This window comes from Plantactinospora sonchi, assembly GCF_036422035.1.
In the GTDB taxonomy this organism is placed as follows: Bacteria; Actinomycetota; Actinomycetes; order Mycobacteriales; family Micromonosporaceae; genus Plantactinospora; species Plantactinospora sonchi.
This window is the reverse complement of sequence record NZ_JAZGQK010000024.1, coordinates 1-19,655: the sequence shown is the minus strand read 5'-3', so window position 1 is coordinate 19,655 and position 19,655 is coordinate 1. Positions and strand designations below refer to the sequence as shown.

Annotated in this window: 17 protein-coding genes; 9 read left to right on the top strand and 8 right to left on the bottom strand. The window is 71.8% G+C overall.

The genetic code is table 11. The features are described 5' to 3' along the window. Window positions 1-45 precede the first annotated feature (45 nt). From V1633_RS25830 to V1633_RS25820, 3 genes are read right to left on the bottom strand one after another with little or no spacing between them, the layout of a single operon-like run. On the bottom strand, window positions 46-2,397 hold the full coding sequence (locus V1633_RS25830) for an FtsX-like permease family protein (RefSeq protein WP_331216997.1): 2,352 nt from the start codon (window positions 2,395-2,397) through the stop codon (window positions 46-48). After that, entirely contained in the window at window positions 2,394-3,098 is a 705-nt protein-coding gene (locus V1633_RS25825; protein WP_331216996.1) for an ABC transporter ATP-binding protein, read from the bottom strand. Before V1633_RS25825 ends, V1633_RS25830 begins: the two co-directional genes overlap by 4 nt. Continuing rightward, complete coding sequence (locus tag V1633_RS25820; RefSeq protein ID WP_331216995.1) at window positions 3,095-3,667, bottom strand: PadR family transcriptional regulator; 573 nt, start codon at window positions 3,665-3,667, stop codon at window positions 3,095-3,097. The genes V1633_RS25825 and V1633_RS25820 overlap by 4 nt, the downstream gene beginning before the upstream one ends. Window positions 3,668-3,849: 182 nt before the next feature. Between V1633_RS25820 and urtA the strand changes: the two genes are divergently transcribed. The 6 genes from urtA to V1633_RS25790 all read left to right on the top strand — a co-directional run bounded on the left by urtA (window position 3,850) and on the right by V1633_RS25790 (window position 11,148). Then, window positions 3,850-5,082, top strand: coding sequence for an urea ABC transporter substrate-binding protein (gene urtA, locus V1633_RS25815; protein ID WP_331216994.1), 1,233 nt, complete (start codon window positions 3,850-3,852; stop codon window positions 5,080-5,082). A 28-nt stretch (window positions 5,083-5,110) separates the two neighbouring features. Continuing rightward, a complete protein-coding gene (urtB, locus tag V1633_RS25810) occupies window positions 5,111-5,992 on the top strand; it encodes an urea ABC transporter permease subunit UrtB (protein ID WP_331216993.1) in 882 nt (293 codons plus the stop codon). Beyond that, window positions 5,989-7,293, top strand: a complete 1,305-nt coding sequence (gene urtC, locus V1633_RS25805) for an urea ABC transporter permease subunit UrtC (RefSeq protein WP_331216992.1) — start codon at window positions 5,989-5,991, stop codon at window positions 7,291-7,293. The genes urtB and urtC overlap by 4 nt, the downstream gene beginning before the upstream one ends. Further along, window positions 7,290-8,057, top strand: a complete 768-nt coding sequence (gene urtD / locus V1633_RS25800; RefSeq protein ID WP_331216991.1) for an urea ABC transporter ATP-binding protein UrtD — start codon at window positions 7,290-7,292, stop codon at window positions 8,055-8,057. Before urtC ends, urtD begins: the two co-directional genes overlap by 4 nt. After that, window positions 8,058-8,753, top strand: coding sequence for an urea ABC transporter ATP-binding subunit UrtE (gene urtE, locus V1633_RS25795; protein ID WP_331216990.1), 696 nt, complete (start codon window positions 8,058-8,060; stop codon window positions 8,751-8,753). A 292-nt stretch (window positions 8,754-9,045) separates the two neighbouring features. Further along, window positions 9,046-11,148: a WD40 repeat domain-containing protein gene (locus tag V1633_RS25790; protein WP_331216989.1), complete on the top strand. Its 2,103-nt coding sequence runs from the start codon at window positions 9,046-9,048 to the stop codon at window positions 11,146-11,148. A gap of 49 nt (window positions 11,149-11,197) precedes the next feature. Here V1633_RS25790 and V1633_RS25785 read toward each other — a convergent pair whose 3' ends face one another. Next, window positions 11,198-11,746 (bottom strand): PaaI family thioesterase, encoded by a 549-nt coding sequence (locus V1633_RS25785; RefSeq protein WP_331216988.1) that lies wholly within the window; start codon window positions 11,744-11,746, stop codon window positions 11,198-11,200. Window positions 11,747-11,801: 55 nt separating this feature from the next. On the opposite strand from V1633_RS25785, the gene V1633_RS25780 reads away from it, so the two are divergent. Further along, the gene (locus V1633_RS25780) at window positions 11,802-12,287 is read left to right on the top strand and encodes a winged helix-turn-helix transcriptional regulator (protein ID WP_331216987.1); all 486 of its coding nucleotides are present in this window, start codon (window positions 11,802-11,804) and stop codon (window positions 12,285-12,287) included. Window positions 12,288-12,349: 62 nt separating this feature from the next. Here V1633_RS25780 and V1633_RS25775 read toward each other — a convergent pair whose 3' ends face one another. Next, window positions 12,350-13,222: an SGNH/GDSL hydrolase family protein gene (locus V1633_RS25775; RefSeq protein WP_331216986.1), complete on the bottom strand. Its 873-nt coding sequence runs from the start codon at window positions 13,220-13,222 to the stop codon at window positions 12,350-12,352. 235 nt (window positions 13,223-13,457) lie between these two features. Here V1633_RS25775 and V1633_RS25770 point away from each other — a divergent pair, with 235 nt between their 5' ends. Beyond that, window positions 13,458-14,516: a S1 family peptidase gene (locus V1633_RS25770; RefSeq protein ID WP_331216985.1), complete on the top strand. Its 1,059-nt coding sequence runs from the start codon at window positions 13,458-13,460 to the stop codon at window positions 14,514-14,516. Between the two features lie 204 nt (window positions 14,517-14,720). Here the strand turns inward: V1633_RS25770 and V1633_RS25765 are convergent, their stop codons facing one another. From V1633_RS25765 to V1633_RS25755, 3 genes are read right to left on the bottom strand one after another with little or no spacing between them, the layout of a single operon-like run. Then, window positions 14,721-15,404: a DUF998 domain-containing protein gene (locus V1633_RS25765; RefSeq protein ID WP_331216984.1), complete on the bottom strand. Its 684-nt coding sequence runs from the start codon at window positions 15,402-15,404 to the stop codon at window positions 14,721-14,723. A gap of 35 nt (window positions 15,405-15,439) precedes the next feature. Next, window positions 15,440-16,123 (bottom strand): response regulator, encoded by a 684-nt coding sequence (locus tag V1633_RS25760; RefSeq protein ID WP_331216983.1) that lies wholly within the window; start codon window positions 16,121-16,123, stop codon window positions 15,440-15,442. Beyond that, the gene (locus V1633_RS25755) at window positions 16,120-18,024 is read right to left on the bottom strand and encodes a sensor histidine kinase (protein WP_331216982.1); all 1,905 of its coding nucleotides are present in this window, start codon (window positions 18,022-18,024) and stop codon (window positions 16,120-16,122) included. Before V1633_RS25755 ends, V1633_RS25760 begins: the two co-directional genes overlap by 4 nt. A gap of 147 nt (window positions 18,025-18,171) precedes the next feature. Between V1633_RS25755 and V1633_RS25750 the strand changes: the two genes are divergently transcribed. Further along, window positions 18,172-19,572, top strand: a complete 1,401-nt coding sequence (locus V1633_RS25750; RefSeq protein ID WP_331216981.1) for a cation:dicarboxylate symporter family transporter — start codon at window positions 18,172-18,174, stop codon at window positions 19,570-19,572. Window positions 19,573-19,655 lie beyond the last annotated feature (83 nt).

The window sequence follows — 19,655 nt, the reverse complement described above, 5'->3', positions numbered from 1 at the left end:
AGGGGGCCCTTCCTATACAGAAACGATAGGAAGGGCCCCCTCCTTTCACTCGGTGCGGAGGCCGGCGGGGCGGAGCAGGCGCCAGAGCACCGGCACGCTGAACGCCGTCACCACCAGGACCACCGCCGTGGCGAGGCCGGACATGCCGGCGATGCTCGACCAGTCGAGGCGTACCGGTTCGTTGACCATGGCGAGCAGGGTGCCGCCGAGGGCCGTACCGAGCAGGATGGCGAGAACCAGGCCGAGCAGTACCGGTAGGGCGGTCTGCCAGAGCACGGACCAGCTCAGCGTGCTGCGTCGGGTGCCGAACGCGACCAGCACGGCGAGCACCCGTCGTCGTTCCCGGAGCTGCTCCAGGATGCCGACCAGCAGGCTGGCACCGAGCAGCAGCAGGGTCGCCACCACGCCGATGTACAGGCCGCGCCGGATCTGGGCGAACCGGTTGGCCTCCTGGGTGACCCGCAGTGTCTGGACCACCGCCGTCGGGGTGACCTCGGCCGCCGCGTTACGGACCAGTTCGATGGTGTCGGGTCGGGCGAGATCGGCGGTGAGGAAGACCCGGGCGTCCAGCCCGCGCAGCGCGGCCAGGTCGAGGGCGCCGGGGGTGGCGAGGATGCCGGTCACCCGGCCCGCGCCGGGGTCGTCGCGGACCGGTACGGTCCGCGTCCCGGCCGGTACGGTCCACCGGGTGGCGGTGGCCGGGTCCTGGTAGCCGATCTCCATCCGCTGCCCGGGGTCGGGCAGGTTCGGCGAGTTCTGGTCCGGGAAGTCCTGGTCGACGGCTCGGAAGACGTCCCCGTCGGCGCACCGGTCCAGGGTGGCGAGTTCCCGCAGCGCGGCACAGTCGCCGATCCGGAGCAGGACGGCGGGACGTTCGCCGTACTCGTCGGGTTTCGAACCGGCGGCCGTCATGGTGATGTCGAGGGCGGTGACCACCCCGTCGACCCCGGGAACGTCGCGGAACCGTTCGGTCAGCGGGCCGAGGTCGGTCCCGGGCAGCTCCTCGTGGACCAGCACCATCGCCTGTGCCCGGTTCACGTCCTGGCCGGTGTCCGCGACGTAGTTGTGCTGGACGCCGGCGAAGAGCATCTGCAGGGCGATGCCGCCGGCGACCGCGACCGCGACGCCGCCGACCATCCGGGCCGAGGACTCGGTGTCGAGCTGGAGCCGGCGGATGGCGAGCTGCCAGGAGACACTGCCGCTCTTCAGCCGTCGGACCACCGCTTCGACCACCCACGGCAGCAGTGCGGCGACCCCGATCAGCAGGAGCACCACCCCGATGATCACCTGGGCCTGGTTGAAGGCTCCGCTGGTCTGGTCGATCCCGCCGAGCAGCGGGGCGAGCAGCGCGGCGCCGACGACCGGCAGGACCAGCCGCCACCAGAGGCGGCGGCGACGGGCGGTGGAGCGGCGTACCACGCCGAGGGGTTCGACGACGATGCGACGCAGCGCGAGCTGGGCGACGGCGACGGCCATCGCCGGCACGGCCAGGGCGATCAGCACCGCGAGCGCCGGGCTGGGCCGGACGTCGGAGGCGAAGACGCTGATCTCCTGGAGCCGCACCTGTTCGACGAGTTGCCGGCCGAGCAGGAAGAGGACCACACCGACGAGCAGACCGAAGAGGGCGCCGACCAGGGCCTCGCCGGCGGCGACCCGGCGGGTCATCGCCGCGTCCGCGCCGACGAGCCGCAGCGCCGCGAGCCGCCGGTCCCGGGCCTCGCCGCCGAACCGGACCGCGGCGGCGATGAAGACCGCGATCGGCAACAGCAGCACGACAAAGATGATCAGTACGAGCAGCATCAGCACCGGGTCGAGGCCCTCGCTGGTGGACTCGGTACCGAAGTGGTCGATCCGGAAGGTGCCGCCACCCGGGCTGAGTCGGTCGGTGCCGAGGTAGTAGCTGTACTCGCCGGGGCCGGAGAGACCCTGGTCGGCGATGGTGCCGACGACCCGGTGGTCGAGACGGGGCCGGAGCAGCGCCCCGTCCGGCGAGGCGAGCAGGTCGGCCAGCGCGGGGGAGACGACCATCTCGCCGGTGCCGGGCAGCCGGCTCAGTCCCGGCGGCACCGGCGGCCGTGCCCCGTCCGGCTGGAGCATCCGACCGCGGATCTGGATGCCCCGGTAGACGGTGTCGGCCGTGGTGACCAGCAGGGTCCGGTCGCTGGGCGGCGGCTGGTCGACGCCGAAGAACTGGTCGTCGCGGGCGGCGGTGCGGTCCGATCGTCCTTCCAGCATGGTGGAGACGGAGGTACTGGTCAGCAGCAACGCCACGCCGAGACCCACGCCGACGGCGGTCATCAGGGTCCGGAGCAGTCCGTTGCGCCCGCCGGCGAAGACCAGCCGGGCACCGAGGGCGAGGTCCGCGGCCCAGCCCGGGCCGCGACGGCCGGCCGTCACCGCTGCGCCAACGCGGTCTCGCGGGTACGGCCGTCGCGCACCACAACCTCCCGGTCGGCGTACGCGGCGACCCGGGGCTCGTGGGTGACCAGTACCACCGCCGCCCCGGTGTGCCGGGCCGCCTCGGTGAGCAGTCGCATCACCTGTTCGCCGTTGAGCGAGTCGAGGGCGCCGGTCGGCTCGTCGGCGAAGACCACCCGGGGTGCGGTGACCAGGGCCCGGGCCACCGCGACCCGTTGGCCCTGGCCACCGGAGACCTCGCCGGGACGTTGGCCCGACACGTCGGTGACCTCGAGCCGGCCCAGCCACTCGGCGGCCCGGCGCTCCGCCTCCCGCCGCCGGATCCCGCCGAGTCGCAGCGGCAGTGCGACGTTCTCCAGGCAGGTCAGTTCGGGCACCAGTTGGCCGAACTGGAAGACGAAACCGAAGTCGCCGCGGCGCAGCGCGCTGCGTTCGGCGTCGGACATCGTGGTCAGTTCCCGGTCGCGGTAGCGCACCTGGCCGGCGTCGGCCCGGACGATTCCGGCCATGCAGTGCAGCAGGGTCGACTTTCCGGAGCCGGAGGAGCCCATCACCGCGACGATCTCGCCGGCCCGGACGTGCAGGCTGGCGCCGTCGAGCGCCGGGGTCGAGCCGTACGCCTTGTGCAGGTCGACCGCCGAGAGCAGTGGACGGTCGTCGGTGCTGGCGGTGCTGGTCACGTCGTACTCCTGTCGAGCCCGGGGGCGGCGTCGGGGCGCGGGGCCGGGATGTGCAGCGTCCTGGCGAGTTGGTCGAGTCGGGCCGCGGTCAGCTCCAGCCACCGCAGGTCGGCCTCGAGGTGGAACAGCGCGAAGTCGCAGATGAGCTGGTCGGCGAGGTCGCCGGCGGCCTTGCGGCGGGTCAGCTCGCGCATCTCCCGCAGGTGCTCGGTGCGCTGGACGTCGAGGATGTCGGCGGCGTCGCGGCCGGTCAGCAGGCCGAGCACCACCTTGGCGTAGAGGGTGTTCTGCAGGTAGATGTCCGGCTTCTCCGGCTGGGCCAGCCAGCGCTCGACGTCGGTCACCCCGGCGGAGGTGATCGCGTAGCGCTTCCGCTCCGGGCCGGCGCCCGGCTCCACTCCGTCGACCTCGACGAGGCCGCTGCGCAACAGTCGGGCGAGGGTGGAGTAGACCTGCCCGTAGTGCAGCGGCCGGGCCTGGCCGAAGCGTTCGTCGTAGAGCCGTTTCAGCTCGTAGCCGTGCCGAGGGCTGCTCTCCAGCAGGCCCAGGAAGGTTTGTCCGATCGACATGAATCGGACTCTACATGACGCGTATACATGGGGTGTATAGCTGGGGTGTGTAGTTGATGGAGATCGATTCGGCTGTGAGGTTTCGTTAACACGACAGACATCGAGGTACTCAGATTCATGAAATCCTTCATTCCTACGGTTCGTGGCACTACGCAGCGGCCCTCGTCGAAAGGGGTAGTTGGATGCCACGAGGCGCGAAGAGGCGGCACGCCGGGCTGGTCGTGCTGGCCGCGGTGACGGTGCTGCTGGCTGCCGGAGGATGTGCCGAGGACCCGACGGCGGCGTCGGGTGCCGGCGGCGGAGACACCATCAAGGTCGGCATCCTGCACTCGCTGAGCGGCACCATGGCGATCAGCGAGGTCACCGTACGGGACGCCGAACTGCTCGCCATCGAGGAGATCAACGCGGCCGGCGGGCTGCTCGGCAAGCGGATCGAGGCGGTGGTCGAGGACGGCGCCTCCGACTGGCCCACCTTCGCCGAGAAGGCCCAGAAACTCATCTCCGCCGACCGGGTCGCCACTGTCTTCGGCGGTTGGACCTCGGCCAGCCGCAAGGCCATGCTGCCGGTCTTCGAGCGCAACAAGGCACTGCTCTGGTACCCGGTGCAGTACGAGGGGCTGGAGAGCTCCCCGTACATCTTCTACACCGGGGCGACCACCAACCAGCAGATCGTGCCCGGCCTCGACTACCTGAAGGAGCAGGGCGCGAAGAGCCTCTTCCTGGTCGGCAGCGACTATGTCTTCCCGCGTACCGCAAACAAGATCATCAAGGCGTACGCGGCGGCGAACGGGATGACCGTGCTCGGCGAGGAGTACACCCCGCTCGGCCACACCGAGTACAGCACGGTGGTCAACAAGCTCCAGCAGGCCCAGCCGGACGCCGTATTCAACACCCTCAACGGAGACAGCAACGTCGCCTTCTTCAAGCAACTGCGCAGCAGCGGGATCACCGCCGAGGCGATGCCGACCGTCTCGGTCAGCGTCGCCGAGGAAGAGGTCGTCGGCATCGGCCCGGAGAACGTCGCCGGCCACCTGGTCGCCTGGAACTACTACCAGACCACCACCGGCGCCCGGAACGACACCTTCGTGAAGGCGTTCAAGGGCAAGTACGGCGCGGGCAAGGTCACCTCCGACCCGATGGAGGCCGGCTACAACGCGGTCCACCTCTGGGCGGCGGCGGTCAAGAAGGCCGGCAGCGTGGAGGTCGAGGCGGTCAGGAAGGCGGCCGGCGGCATCACCCTGGAGGCGCCGGAGGGGACCGTCACCATCGACGGGGAGAACCAGCACGTCTACAAGACGGCCAGGATCGGCCTGGTCCAGCCGGACGGCCAGATCAAGGAGGTCTGGAACTCCGGCCAACCGATCAAGCCGGACCCCTACCTCAAGGGCTACCCGTGGGCCACGGGCCTGTCCTGACCGGCCCCGGACGGAGGTGACGACGGGCATGGCGACCCTCAACCAACTGGTCATCGGCGCGAGCATCGGAGCGGTGCTGCTCCTGATCGCACTCGGCCTGACCTTCACGTTCGGCCAGATGGGCGTGATCAACATGGCCCACGGCGAGTTCATCATGGCCGGGGCGTACACCGCGTACCTGCTGCAGCCGCTGGTCGGCAGCCAGTCGGTACTGGTCGCCCTGCCCGTCGCCTTCGGCGTCGCCGGGCTGCTGGGACTGATCCTCGAACGGCTGGCCATCCGGCACTTCTACGGCCGGCCACTGGACACCCTGCTGCTCACCTGGGGGATCAGCCTCATCCTGCAACAGGTCGCCCGGGACATCTTCGGCGCGCCCAACGTGCAGGTCCGGGCGCCGGGCTGGCTGACCGGCGGACTCGACCTCGGCGGCGTACGACTGCCGTACAACCGGATCTTCATCATGCTGCTCGCGGTCGGCTGCGTGCTGGCGATCTGGGTCTACCTGACCCGGCTCAAGCACGGCCGCCGGATGCGCGCGGTCATGCAGAACCGGCAGCTCGCCGCCGCCAGCGGCGTCGCCACCGAACGGGTCGACCAGCTCACCTTCTTCATCGGATCGGGCCTGGCCGGGGTGGCCGGGGTGGCCCTCACCCTGATCGGCCCGGTCGGCCCGACCCTCGGCACCAACTACATCGTCGACGCCTTCCTGGTGGTGGTCGCCGGCGGTCTCGGACAGCTACGGGGCGCGGTCATCGCCGCCTTCGCCCTCGGCATCCTGAACAGCTTCGTCGAGTTCTGGGTCGACAACGGAGCCAGCTTCGCCAAGGTGGTGGTGTTCGCCGTGATCATCGGGTTCCTCCAGCTCCGTCCGCAGGGCATGTTCGTCGTCCGTACCCGGGCGCTGTCGTGAGCGCCGCCGTGGACGTACCCCGGAAGGGGGCCGGCCCGGCGGCCGCCACGCCGCGGTGGCGGCTGGCCGGGCCGGCACTCTTCGTCGGCTCGGCACTGTTGCTGCTGATCGCGCCGGCGGTGCTCTCGCCGTTCCGGCTGGACCTGCTCGGCAAGTACCTCTGCTTCGCCATCGTCGCGGTCGGCATCGGCCTGGCCTGGGGGCGGGGCGGCATGCTCACCCTGGGCCAGGGCGTCTTCTTCGGCCTCGGCGGATACGCCATGGGCATGCACCTCAAACTCCGCGAGGCGGGGCCCGGCGGACTGCCGGACTTCATGGTCTGGAGCGGGGTGGAGAGCCTGCCGGCGCTGTGGCGGCCGTTCGCCAATCCGGTCTTCGCGCTGGCCATGGTGGTGCTGCTGCCGGTGACCGTGGCCGTCCTGCTCGGTCTGCTGGTCTTCCGGCAGCGGGTCCGGGGCGCCTACTTCGCGGTCCTCTCCCAGGCGCTCGCCGCCGCCTTCGTCATCCTGCTCGTCGGTCAGCAGGGGCTGACCGGCGGCACCAACGGCCTGACCAACTTCCAGATGTTCTTCGGACTGGACCTCTACCAGGCGGGCGACAAACGGGTCCTCTACCTGGTCGTGGCCGGCGTGCTCGGGGTCGTCTTCCTGATCGCCTGGCAGCTCGCCCGCAGCCGCTTCGGCCAACTGCTGGTCGCGGTCCGCGACGGCGAGGACCGGGTACGGTTCCTCGGCTACGACCCGGCCGTGGTCAAGACCATCGCGTTCGCGGTCTCCGCCGGGATGGCCGGGATCGCCGGTGCGCTCTTCGTGCCGATGGTCGGCCTGCTCAGCCCGGCCACCCTCGGCATCGTCGCCTCGCTGGAGCTGCTGATCGGGGTGGCGGTCGGCGGCCGGTTCTCGCTGGCCGGCGCGGTCGGCGGGGCGCTGCTGGTCAACTACGCCAAGACCATCTTCAGCGAGCAGTCGGCCGACAACTGGGTCTATCTGCAGGGAGCGATGTTCGTGGTGGTGATGCTCTGGGCGCCCCGGGGCCTCGCCGGGCTGTTCACCGACGCCCGGGTCGCGGTACGGCACCGGTTCGCCGGTCGCTCCGGTGGCCGGTCCGGTCCGGTGGCCGTCGCCGTACCCGACACCGCGCGGCCGCACCCCGGCGTCGTACCGGACCCCGGTGTGCCGGCCGTCGTCGGGCCCACCGCCGCTGCTTCGTCGACCCCCGGCACGCCGGCACCGGAGGCGGGCACCGCGTCACCGGTGCCCGCCGGCACGGTGCCCGCCGGACGGGACGAGGTGCGATCGTGACCGAGCTGCTCCAGATCCGTGGCCTGAACGTCGTCTTCTCCGGCTTCCGGGCCGTCACCGACCTCGACCTCACCGTCTCCGCCGGTGAACTGCGGTTCCTGATCGGCCCGAACGGGGCCGGCAAGACCACCCTCATCGACGTGATCACCGGCCTGACCAGGCCCACCTCCGGCTCGGTACGGTTCGCCGGCGAGGAACTCGTCGGACGGCGGGAACACCGGATCGTCCAACTGGGCATCGGCCGTACCTTCCAGACCTCGGTCGTCTTCGAGCAGCTGACCGTGCTGGAGAATCTGGACCTCGCGGCGAGCTTCCGTCGACCGCTCGCCGCCCGGCTGCGCCGCCGCCGCGACGTGTCGGACCAGGTCGCCGCCGCGCTGGAGACCACCGGCCTCGCCGAGTTGGCGTACCGCCCGGCGGCGGTGCTCTCGCACGGTCAGCGGCAGTGGCTGGAGATCGGCATGCTGCTGGCCCAACAACCCCGGCTGCTGCTCCTGGACGAGCCGGTGGCCGGGATGAGCCGGGACGAACGGGCCCGGACCGGGGAGCTGCTGCGCCAGGTGGCCCGGGACCACACGGTGGTCGTGGTCGAACACGACATGGACTTCCTCCGCCGCTTCGCCAGCACCGTCACCGTGCTGCACGAGGGACGGCTGCTCTGCGAGGGGACGGTCGCCCAGGTGCAGGCCGACCCCCGGGTGCAGGAGGTGTATCTCGGCCGATCCCGCAAGGAGACCGCCGGACTGGTCAAGGAGGCGTCCTAGGTGTTGACGGTGCAGGGTCTCGACGTGGCGTACGGCCGGGCACAGGTGCTCTTCGGGGTCGACCTGGTGGCCCCGGCCGGCGACCTGGTCTGTGTGATGGGGCGCAACGGGGTGGGCAAGACCACCCTGCTGAAGGCGATCATGGGTGTGCTGCCGGTCCGGTCCGGACGGGTGCTGTTCAACGGCCGGGACGTCACCGGGCTGAAAACCCACCAGCGGGTGAGCCTCGGTCTCGGTTACGTGCCGCCGGGGCATCCGACCTTTCCACAGCTCACCGTGGGGGAGAACCTGCAGGTGGCTGCCGAGGCGGCGGGTGCGGCCAGCCGGGGCGCGGTCGACGAGGCACTCGACCTCTTCCCGGCACTGCGCGGCCTGCTGCGGCGCCGGGCCGGTTTTCTCTCCGGCGGTCAGCAACAGCAGCTCGCCATTGCCCGCGCCCTGGTGAGCCGACCGAAGATGCTGCTGCTGGACGAGCCGACGGAGGGCATCCAGCCGTCGATCATCCTGGAGATCGAGGAGGCGGTGCAGCGGCTGCACCGTGACCTCGGTTTGGCGATCCTGCTGGTCGAGCAGTATCTGGAGCTGGCGCTGCGGCTCGCCGACCGGTTCGTGATCCTGGACGCCGGCGAGGTGGTCCGCTCCGGTGAACGGACCGAACTGCAGGATCCGTCGGTGCACGCCCTGCTGTCGGTCTAGGAAACCGTCGTGGCGAGGGCGGGTCACATCCCGTCCTGCTGCCGGGCGCCCGCTGTGGCGGTGCTGCCGTCAGGGTGCCGGTCACCGCCGGGTCGCTCGGGCCGCTATGTCCACTCCTGCCGGGGATGCCGCTCCTTCCGGCACCACCGCGACGGAGGCGACCCGGACTACCATAGCTGGGCATGTCCGTCGATGCGATGAGGCTCGATGGGGCGGGGCGTCCGGCGCCCGGCACCGCACCGGCGGCCCGAGCCTGGCCGACCGGCGGTGACCCCATGATGGCGCGGCCCCGATGACCGGCCGAGGGATCTGGCGTACGACCGACGACTCCACGTGGCGAGCCTCCGGCCCCGGCGGACGCGACTGGCAGCCGGCGTGGTCGTGGGGAAACGTCCGGCCGTCGCCCGGCCGGCTCGGTCCCCACCAGCCGGTACCGGCGTGGGTGACCGGACTCGTCAGCTACTCCGACGACCGCACCGGCCGACCCCGGGTGCTGGTCACCAGCTATGCCGGCACCCGCGTCGTCCTGGACCTGGCTGACGGCCGACTGATCGGCGCGCCGGACGACCGGCCCTACGCGAGCGTCAGCGTGACCACCCGGATCGCCGGCGAACGGATGATCGTGTCCGCCGGTGGTACCGGCCATCTGCAGGTCAGCGACCTCGCCAGCGGACGCCTGCGGTGGCGGCGGTGGTGCGGTGAGGCCCGGGCGCTCGCCACCGTCGCGCTCGACGGACGCCCGGTCGCGGTGCTGGCCGGCGGGGCGTCGCAACTGCAGGTCTGGACACTGACCGCCGAGCGGGGCGAACGGCTGGCGACGGTACGGACGGACGGCGGACGGATCGCCGCGCTGGCCGCGACGGAATGGGACGACGACGGTCTGGTGGCACTCGGCGGCACCACCGGCCAGATCACGCTCTGGCGGTTGGCCGTCGACGGCGCCGGCGCCCGCGTGGAACGGCTGGGCGAGTGTCGTTTCGAGGAGCCGAGACTCGTCAGCGCCCTGCGGTTCGCGACCTGGCAGGGCCGGTCGGTGCTGCTCGGCGCGGCCGGGCGACTGGCCCGGGTGTGGGCGGTGCCCGGCGGCCCACCGCTCGGACCGTCGTTCGCCGGACACCTGGACACCGTCAACTCGGTCGAGGTGGGACGGCTCGACGGCCGTCCGGTGATCTGGAGCAGCGACGCCGTGACGGTACGCGGATGGCTGCCGGAGACCGGCCGACAGCTGGGCGAGGCGTACCACCATCCCTATGAGGCGGCCCTGACCAGCATGACGGTGGTGGAGATCGCCGACCGGTCGACACTGGTCTGTGGGGACACCGCCGGAAGGGTGTGGACCTGGGAACCGGAGCGGCCGTACCCCCTCCGACGCGGCGCGGCGGCGACCACCTCGGAACCCGACGTCCCGCCGTCGGGTGTCGGTCCGGTCCGGCTGGCCACGGTCGAGTTCGCCGGCCGCCCGGTTGTGCTGGCCGGGCTGCCCGACCGGGCCGTCCGGGGCCTGGACCCGGTGGACGGCAGCACGGTGGACGTACCCGTCGACGGGCTTTGGGACGTCCCGCTGCTGGTGCCGGGTGACCGGCCGGTGCTGGCCCAGACCGGTCCGGACGGGATCGCGGTCTGGGATCCGGCTACGGGGGAGCGGCTCGGGACCGCGCTGTCCTGCCCCGACGGGGTCCTGGGGCCGGACGGTCCACTCGGTCCGCTCGCCTCGACACTGCTGGACGGGGCGTGGATGCTGCTGCTGACAGCGGGAGAACGCCTCTTCCGGATCGACGTCGCGACCGGCACGGTGGTCGGTCCACTGGTCGGGCACTCCGGGCCGATCCATGCGGTCGTCAGCACCGAGCTGGCCGGGGTGCCGGTTCTGCTCACCGCCGCCGGAGACGACACGGTGGTTCTCTGGGACCCGCGCGCCAACCGGAGTCTCGGCGTGGTGCTGTCCGGTCACGGCGGTGCCGCGTACGCCGTGACGGCGGCGACCGTCGACGGACGTGCCCTGGTGTACGGCGCCGGGCGGAGTGGGGTGGTCCGCGGTGTTGACGTGACGGATCTGCTCGAGGCGGAGCGGGTCGCCACGACCCGGGTCGGCCCGGAGCCGGGCGGTCCGCCCGTCCGGACCGGGGTGCCGGAGCCGGTGGTCGTGCTGACCGCCACCGGGCCGGTGCGGGCGCTCGCGGTGGTGCGATCGGGACAGGACAGCTGGCTGGTCGCCGCCGATGGCCGGACGCTGCTCTGGTGTCCGGTCACCGACGAGTTCCTGCCCCGGTGGACGACCGATCTCGACGACGTCGTGGACGACCTGGTCGCCCTGCCGCAGGTGCTGGTCGCGGCGACCGGGGAGGGGCTGGTCGGCTACCGGCCCGGGGCGCCACACGGGCCGGCGGCGGGGTGAACAGCGGGCGTCACCGTCGGTCGGCGACGTCGGTTGTCACCCGGGCGGGTCAGGCTGTCGGCCGCGTCGTCGCTGTGTCGGCGGGTTCGACCGAGGAGGCTTCGAAGAGCAGGCAGGACGAGGTGGCGTACGCGATCAGTCGGCCCTGGTCGTCGGTGAGTCTCGCCTCGGCCAGCGCGGTGCGCCGTCCCCGCTGGATGACCGTGCCCTCGCAGCGCAGCACGCCGCTGGCGACGGTGGCCGGCCGGAGGAACCGGACGTTGAGATCGAGCGACGTGTAACCGACCCCGGCCGGCAGGGTGGTGTGTACGGCGCACGCGGCGGCGGTGTCCAGCAGGATGGAGAGCACTCCGCCGTGCACGCTGCCGAGCGGGTTGTAGTGGAACTCCTGGGCGGTCATCTCGAGCGTCACCCGGCCCGGATCGGCGGTGAAGCGCTCCAGGCCGACCATCTGCATGACCGGTGGCGCGGACACCTCGCCGGCGATCATCGCGCGGAGCAGGTCGAGCCCGTCGCGTCGGCCGAACTGGGCAGCGCTCTCCGCCGGGTCCGACCAGGAGAACGAGCGGTGGCGCGTGTCGGGCTGCGTCTGGGTCATGGACGCAGCCTGGCAGTCCCTTGCTGGGTCTGTCAATAAGACCTAGCCTGGCGGCATGACAACCCCCGAGGCGCTCGACTGGTCGGTGGAGAACTGCACGATCGCCCGGGCCATGGCGGTGCTCGGCGAACGCTGGACCCTGGTGGTGCTGCGGGAGGTGTTCAGCGGCATCCGACGCTTCGACGACATGCGCAAGCGGACCGGCATACCCCGTCAGGTGCTCACCGCCCGGCTGGCGATGCTGGTGCAACGGGGCGTGCTGCGGCGGGAGCCGTACCGGGAACCGGGCGCCCGGCTGCGCCACGAGTACCGGCTCACCTCGATGGGACTGGAACTGTGGCCGGTCCTGGTGGCGGTCCTGGAGTGGGGTGACCGGCACCTGGCCGACCCGGAGGGCTCACCGCTGACCACTGTGCACCGGGACTGTGGCGCCGAGGTGCGGGCGGTGCTGCACTGCGCGGCCGGCCATGAGGTGGCCAACCCCCGGGACGTCGTACCCCGTCCGGGGCCGGGCGCCCACCGTCGGGTGCCGGTCGGCTGACGCCCCGGCGCCGTCGTGGTGGAGCCGCCACCGACGGGACGGCGCGGCTCCACCACCACCGGCTACCAGCCGAAACCGGCGCCGTACGAGACCTCCGCGAGGACCTGCTGGCCCGCCGTGTTCGGGTGGAAGTAGTCCCAGCCGGACAACTGGCCGAGGCTGAACGGGTAGTTGAAGATCGCGTTGCCGTCGAAGCCGCAGTTGCTGCCGTACGCCGCACAGGCCTGGGCGAGTTGGGTGTTGAACTCGACGACCCGCTGCCGTACCCGGTCGCGGCGGTCGACGTCGGTCTGGTTGTTGGACGTCGGGTTGGCGAGCATCGACTGGCAGATGCCGAACAGCGACCAGGCGGTCCGGGCGGCGAGGTCGCCGCGCCCGACGGACCAGAGCCGTTGGATGTCGGGGATGCTGATCACGAAAACCCGGGCGTTCGGCAGCCCGGCCCTCAGTCGGCCGAGCGCGTTGTCGATGTTCGCCCGGAAGGTGGCCACCGAGGTCATGCTCGACTCGGAACTGGTGCAGGCGTCGTTCGCCCCGATCAGCATGGTGACGTACCCGACGTTCTGGGCGACGGCGGCGTCGGCCTGGCCGGGCATGTCCGCGGACTTCGCCCCGGACCGGGAGACGTTGTGGTTCCGGCCGTTGATCGCCGGGTTCGCCGTACGGATCCGCAGGTAGTGGCTGTTGACCGAGGCTTCGGTGCCGGTGCTGAACGAGCGGGACGGGCAGTCGACGTACCAGCCGCAGGCGTTGAAGCCACGGGTGATCGAGTCGCCCATGCTGGCCATCGAGGCGGGCGGGGGACCGGGGTCGGCGCTCGCCGGGACACCGAGGCCGACGGCGCCGAGGGTGACGGCGGAGACGAGGGCGGCGGTGGCGAGCAGGACGGAGCGGGTTTTCCGGATCGGGCGGGGGAGGGTGGCGGTACGGGACATTGGCGGCCTCCGGATCGGGGTGCCTGGGCCAATCGGGGTGCGCCAGATCATATAGATACACCTGAGTGGGAACAATGGCGCTTCGTGGGCCGTCACGAAAGCGGATCCATAAGGCGTACGCCCTGCTGCAGTCGATATGTTACGAGTCTTGCTCATGATCTTATATGTCTAAATACTCGTGGAAGATGTGCCGCAAGGCGGCGCAGAAACCTCCAAACCCCCCTTGGGAGGCTCCATGCGACCCACGAGGTCCCCGATCCGTCGTGCCGCGGTCGTACTCAGCGCCGGCACCCTCGTCGCCGGGATGTTGTCCGGCATGCCGGCGTACGCCGCCGCGCCGGTGGCCGCCGCGTCCCCGGACGCCGCCACGGCGCTCTCCGACCGGCTCGGCGCCCGCTCGGCCGGGACGTACCTGGACGAGGCCACCGGCAAGATGATCGTCACCGTGACCGACGAGGCCGCCGCCCGTGAGGTCCGGGCGTCGGGGGCGACCCCCCGGATCGTCGCCCGTGGCGCCGCCGAACTGGCCAGCGTGACCGCCGAACTGGACCGGTCGGCCCGGATCCCGGGCACCGCGTGGTACGTCGACCCGGTCAGCAACCAGGTGATCGTCGACGTGGACAGCACCGTCACCGGGGCCAAGCTGGCGAAGATCAAGTCCGTCGTCGCCCCGTTCGGCGGCGCGGTACGGGTGCAGGCGATCCCCGGAACGCTGAGCACCACCATCTCCGGCGGCAACGCGATCTACACCGGTGGCAGCCGCTGCTCGCTCGGCTTCAACGTACGCAGCGGCAGCACCTACTACTTCCTGACCGCCGGGCACTGCACCAACGCCGGCGCGAACTGGTCGGCCAGCTCCGGCGGATCGGTGATCGGTACCCGGGCCGGCAGCAGCTTCCCGGGCAACGACTACGGCATCGTCCGGTACGCCAGCGGCGTCGCTCAGCAGCCCGGCGACGTCACCCTCTACAACGGCACCTTCCGGGACATCACCGGTGCCGCCAACCCGAGCGTCAACCAGTCGGTACAGCGCAGCGGCAGCACCACCCAGGTGCGCAGCGGCCGGGTGACCGCGCTCAACGCCACCGTCACCTACCAGGGCAGCGGCACGGTCTCCGGGCTGATCCGGACCACCGTCTGCGCCCAGCCGGGTGACAGCGGCGGCCCGCTCTTCGCCGGTACCACCGCGCTCGGGCTGACCTCCGGCGGCAGCGGCAACTGCTCCAGCGGCGGCGTCACCTTCTTCCAGCCGGTTGTCGAGGCGCTGAACGCGTACGGCGTCAGCGTCTACTGACAATCCCGATCCGATCCGCCCACCGGGCCGCCGTCTCCCTAGCGGGACGGCGGCCCGGTCCGTTCCGGAGCACCGCCACCCTCCGCTGTCGTCGGCCCCGACCAAGGCCCGCCCGCCGGTGCGCGGCCGGGCCTTGGTGTTCGCCGGCCCGCCGGTGCGCGGCCGGGGTGTTCGCCGCCCCGTCGGTCTGTGGGTGTGGCGTGGTCAGATCCGGTGGTGGCGGTACCAGCGCAGACCGACCAGTACCACGACGAGCGGCCAGATCGCCTCCGCGCCGGCGGTCACCCGTTCGGCCAGTCCGGCCGTCGGGCCGTCCGGCAGTTGCAGCGCCAGCCACAACCCGGTCCCGAGCATCACCGCGCTCGCGACGAGTCCCGCCGGCCGGCGGAGCACCCAGGGCCGGCCGGGTCGTCCGCCGGCCGCCCGTGTGCCGGCTCCCTGTGTACCGGCGGCCTGTCCACTGGCTGGTTGTGCCGTTCCGGCGGTGCGTCGAGGCCCGGGTGCCAGGGCGGCCGCCGCCGGCCAGGCCGCCAGCCCCACGAAGCCGACCACCGCCGCGATCCCGTGTGCGGGTGGGGTGACCGAGTCGACCTTCGGCACCGACGCCACCACGATGGTCGCCAGGCCGCCGAGGCCGTACACGAGTCGTCCGGCGAGCGGCACGAAACGCAGGCCGATCGCGGTCACCAGGTGTGCCAGCCCGAGCCCGGCGAGGCAGGTGATCAGGATCAGCCGGTCGACGGGTCCGTAGGAGGAGAGCAGGCTGATGGTGTCGGAGACCGGGTCGTATCCGTCCGGCTCACGGACCGCCGCCAGGGTCCACCCGACGGCCAGGAGTGCCGGGGCCGCCACCGCGGAAAGCACCCCCCACCAGGGCACCACAGGCATGACATGACCCTACGTGCCTGATTGGTTGCCGCAGGTCAGGTCGGCCGGTACTCCACCTCCGGTCGGCCCGGCGTGCCGTACCGGGAACTCCGGCTGACCCGACCAACGCTCACCAGGTGCTCCAGATATCGCCGGGCGGTCACCCGGGAGATGCCGGTCCGGGTCGAGACCTCGGTGGCCGACAGCCCCGGCTCGGCCCGCAGCGCGGCGAGCACCGCGTCCAGGGTCTCCGGGCCGAGCCCCTTCGGCAGAGTGTCGGCGTCCGCGCCGCGCAGGGTGGCGAACATCCGGTCCACCTCGTGCTGGGCGACCACCGTACCGTCGACGAGCGCCTGCCGGCGGTACTCGGCGTACCGCTCCAGCTTGTCGCGGAACGCGGCGAAGGTGAAGGGTTTCAGCAGGTAGTGGGTCACCCCGAGGGCGACCGCGGCGCGCACCATGGCGAGGTCCCGGGCCGAGGTCACCGCGAGCACGTCGGTGTCGCTGCCGGCGGCCCGCAACGCCCGACAGACGTCCAGGCCGTGCAGGTCGGGCAGCCGGAAATCCAGGAGTACGAGATCCACGCCCGCCCCGCCGTCCGCCCGCAGCGCCGCCATGGCCTCCCGGGCGGTGTGCGCGACGCCGACCACCTGGAATCCCGGCACCCGCTCGGTGTACGCCCGGTGCGCGTCGGCGAGCAGCGGCTCGTCCTCGACGACCAGCACCCGGATGACGCTCACCGACGGGTCTCCGGCGCGGTCGTCGCCCGCCCCGGGCCGGTCGGAAGCGCCGGGTCGCTCAGGTCCGTCAGGTGGCTCGGGCCCGTCGGGTCGCTCTGGTCTGTCGGGTCGCTCTGGTCTGTCGGGTCGCTCAGGTCTGTCGGGTCGCCCGGGATCCTCGAGTGGTTCGGGTCTGTCGGGTGGCCGGGGATGGGCAGCCGGACGCTGAACAGGGTGCCACCCTCGGCGGGGCGGGTCACCTCGACCGTGCCGTCGTACCGGGACACCACCTGGCCGACCAGGGCCAGGCCGAGCCCGCGTCCGGGGCTCTTGGTCGACCAGCCCCGGCGGAACGCGTCGGCGACCTGGGTCGGGTCGAGCCCCGGACCGCTGTCGGTGACCCGGACCGTCACCTCCGCCTGGGTCGCCCCGAGGTGGACCCGGACCCGCCGGGGCGGCGCGGTGCCGGCGACCGCCTCAAGTGCGTTGTCGACCAGGTTGCCGACGACGGTGAGCAGGTCACCGATGGGCAGCGGGTGTCCGTCGAGCCGGGAACCGGGGTCGACCGTCAGGTCCACGCCGCGTTCTCCGGCCCGGGCGGACTTCCCGAGCAGCAGGGCGGCCAGCGCCGGTTCGGTGACCGCGCCGACGACCCGGTCGGTGAGCTGCTGGGCCAACGACAGTTCGGCGGTGGCCAGCCGTACCGCCTCGTCGGTACGCCCCAATTCGACCATGGTCAGTACGGTGTGCAGCCGGTTCGCCGACTCGTGCGCCTGGGCCTGCAACGCCTCGGTCAGCCCGCGTACCGAGTCGAGTTCACTGGCCAGCGCCCGCAGTTCGGTGTGATCTCGCAGGGTCAGCACGGTGCCGGCGGCGCGGCCGTGGAAGGTGGTCTCCCGCTGGTTGGCCACCAGCATCCGGTCGCCGGCGATGATCGGTTCGTCGTGTGCCGGCCGACCGGAGGCGATCAGTTCGGTCACGGCCGGCGGCAACCCGAGTTCGGCCACGTGCCGGTCCTGAGCCCGGTTGGCTCCGGCCGCCTCCCGGTTCACCGGCGCCCCGACGGCTGCCGGCTCCCCGCCCGGCCTGCCGGTTGCCTGGTCCGAGGCTCCGCCCGGCCCGGCGGCTGCCTGGTCTCCGGCCGGGCTGGCGGCTGCCTGGTCGGGAGTCGGTTCCGCCTCGGTCAACCCGAGCAGGCGCCGGGCCTCGTCGTTGATCAGGGCGACCCGGCGGTCCGGGGTCAGCACCACCAGCCCTTCCCGGACCGAGTGCAGCACGGCGTCGTAGTACTCGTACATCCGGGTGATCTGGGCCGGGCCGAGGCCGTGCGTCTGGCGGCGCAGGCGGCGGCTGAGCAGCCACGAACCGGCGGCGGCCAGGGCGAGCGCGGCGGCGGTGGCGCCGAGCAGCGCGGGCGCCTGTGCCAGCAGCTTCCGGTTGATCGCCTCGGTGGTGATACCGACCGACACCAGGCCGACGACCTCGCCGTTCCCGGCGCGGACCGGCGCCACCGCCCGGACCGACTCGCCGAGGGTGCCGACGTTGATCGTGGTGAACGCCCGGCCGGCGAGCGCCGGGGAGATCTCGCCGACGAAGGGCTCGCCGATCCGGTCGGGGTTCGGGTGCGAGTAGCGGGTCCGGTCCGGCGCCATCACCACCACAAAATCGGTCCCGGTCGCCTGTCGGGTGGCTTCCGCGTACGGCTGCAGGGCGGCCGTCGGGGCGGGGGAGCGCAGTGCGGTCACCACGTCGGGGGAGTGCGCGACCGCCTCGGCCACGGCGAGGACCCGTTCCCGCGCGGCGGTCCGTACGTCGGCACGGGCCAGCAGCACCGCGCCGACCATGCCGGCCACCACCAGCAGGGTGACCACGAGGACCTGCAGGGCGAAGAGCTGACCGGCGATGCTCCACCGTCTGGACATGCGCTGCAGTGCTCTCTCTGCTCTCCGGTTGCACGGGTGGCCGTTGTTCGAGGTCGCGGCCGGATTCTGGGTCCGTCCGGAGTCTGGCCGGTGAACACAATGAACGCAAGGCTGCCTCGGGGACGGGCTGCGGGTCAGTGTGACCTCATGCACACCCCCACCAGCATCCGGCCGCGACGGGACCGGACCCGCTTCCTGTATCTCGCCGTGATCGTCGCCGTCGTCGCCGGCATCATCGTCGGTTTTGTCGCGCCCGACGTGGCCAAGGAACTGAAGCCGATCGGCACCGGCTTCGTCGCGCTGATCAAGATGATGATCAGCCCGGTCATCTTCTGCACGATCGTGCTCGGTGTCGGCTCTGTCCGGCAGGCCGCGAAGGTCGGCAAGGTCGGTGGTCTGGCGCTCGGCTACTTCCTGATCATGTCGACGGTGGCGCTCGCCATCGGCCTGGTCGTCGGCAACATCGTGCACCCCGGCTCCGGCCTGCACCTCGACGCGACCCAGGCCGCCGCCGGACAGGCCCAGGTCAGTGGTGACAGCGAGGGGACCGTCGACTTCCTGCTCGGGATCATCCCGACCTCGCTGTTCTCGGCGCTCACCGAGGGCGAGGTGTTGCAGACCCTGCTGGTCGCGCTCCTGGTCGGCTTCGCCGTGCAGGCGATGGGCCGTCGGGGCGAGCCGGTGCTGCGCGCGGTCGGCGTGGCACAGCGGCTGGTCTTCAAGATCCTCGCGATGGTGATGTGGTTGGCGCCGATCGGCGCGTTCGGGGCGATCGCCGCAGTGGTCGGCGCGACCGGCGTGGACGCGCTCAAGAGCCTCGCCCAGATCATGGTCGGCTTCTACGTCACCTGCGTCATCTTCGTGATCGTCTTCCTGGGCCTGCTGCTCTGGCTGATCGCCCGGATCTCGATCTTCTCCCTGCTGAAGTACCTGGGCCGGGAGTTCCTGCTGATCCTCTCCACCTCCTCCTCCGAGTCGGCGCTGCCCCGGTTGATCGCCAAGATGGAGCACTTCGGGGTGAGCAAGCCCGTCGTCGGCATCACCGTCCCGACCGGCTACTCCTTCAACCTCGACGGCACCGCCATCTACCTGACCATGGCCTCGCTCTTCGTCGCCGAGGCGCTCGGCAAGCCGCTGAGCATCGGCGAGCAGATCTCGCTGCTGGTCTTCATGATCATCGCTTCGAAGGGTGCGGCCGGGATCACCGGCGCCGGGCTGGCCACCCTGGCCGGCGGTCTGCAGAGCCACCGTCCCGACCTGGTCGACGGGGTCGGCCTGATCGTCGGCATCGACCGGTTCATGTCCGAGGCCCGGGCGCTGACCAACTTCGCCGGCAACGCGGTGGCGACGGTGCTGATCGGCACCTGGACGGGTGAGTTCGACCGGGAGCAGGCGCGGGCCGTACTGGCCGGGCAGCGACCGTTCGACGAGGCGACCATGCTCGACGAGGACGAGTCGGACGACAGCCCGGACCGGCCGGAGTCGGCGCAACGGGAGACCGACCAGGGGGAGGCGGACACCAGTCGGCTGGCGAAGACCCCCGCCTGAGCGCGATCCCGGCGACGGTCGCCGTGCCGGTCGGACCCCACCCCGGCACACCCCCACGCCCCACCCCGCAGCCGCGCGCCACC

What these genes read in the sequence shown, in the direction of transcription:
- urtB (WP_331216993.1), top strand. Translation starts at nt 5,111, where the DNA reads ATGGCGACCCTCAACCAACTGGTCATCGGCGCGAGCATCGGAGCGGTG.
- V1633_RS25785 (WP_331216988.1), bottom strand. Translation starts at nt 11,746, where the DNA reads ATGACCCAGACGCAGCCCGACACGCGCCACCGCTCGTTCTCCTGGTCG.
- V1633_RS25790 (WP_331216989.1), top strand. Translation starts at nt 9,046, where the DNA reads ATGACCGGCCGAGGGATCTGGCGTACGACCGACGACTCCACGTGGCGA.
- V1633_RS25750 (WP_331216981.1), top strand. Translation starts at nt 18,172, where the DNA reads ATGCACACCCCCACCAGCATCCGGCCGCGACGGGACCGGACCCGCTTC.
- V1633_RS25770 (WP_331216985.1), top strand. Translation starts at nt 13,458, where the DNA reads ATGCGACCCACGAGGTCCCCGATCCGTCGTGCCGCGGTCGTACTCAGC.
- V1633_RS25765 (WP_331216984.1), bottom strand. Translation starts at nt 15,404, where the DNA reads ATGCCTGTGGTGCCCTGGTGGGGGGTGCTTTCCGCGGTGGCGGCCCCG.
- V1633_RS25780 (WP_331216987.1), top strand. Translation starts at nt 11,802, where the DNA reads ATGACAACCCCCGAGGCGCTCGACTGGTCGGTGGAGAACTGCACGATC.
- V1633_RS25775 (WP_331216986.1), bottom strand. Translation starts at nt 13,222, where the DNA reads ATGTCCCGTACCGCCACCCTCCCCCGCCCGATCCGGAAAACCCGCTCC.
- V1633_RS25755 (WP_331216982.1), bottom strand. Translation starts at nt 18,024, where the DNA reads ATGTCCAGACGGTGGAGCATCGCCGGTCAGCTCTTCGCCCTGCAGGTC.
- V1633_RS25820 (WP_331216995.1), bottom strand. Translation starts at nt 3,667, where the DNA reads ATGTCGATCGGACAAACCTTCCTGGGCCTGCTGGAGAGCAGCCCTCGG.
- urtA (WP_331216994.1), top strand. Translation starts at nt 3,850, where the DNA reads ATGCCACGAGGCGCGAAGAGGCGGCACGCCGGGCTGGTCGTGCTGGCC.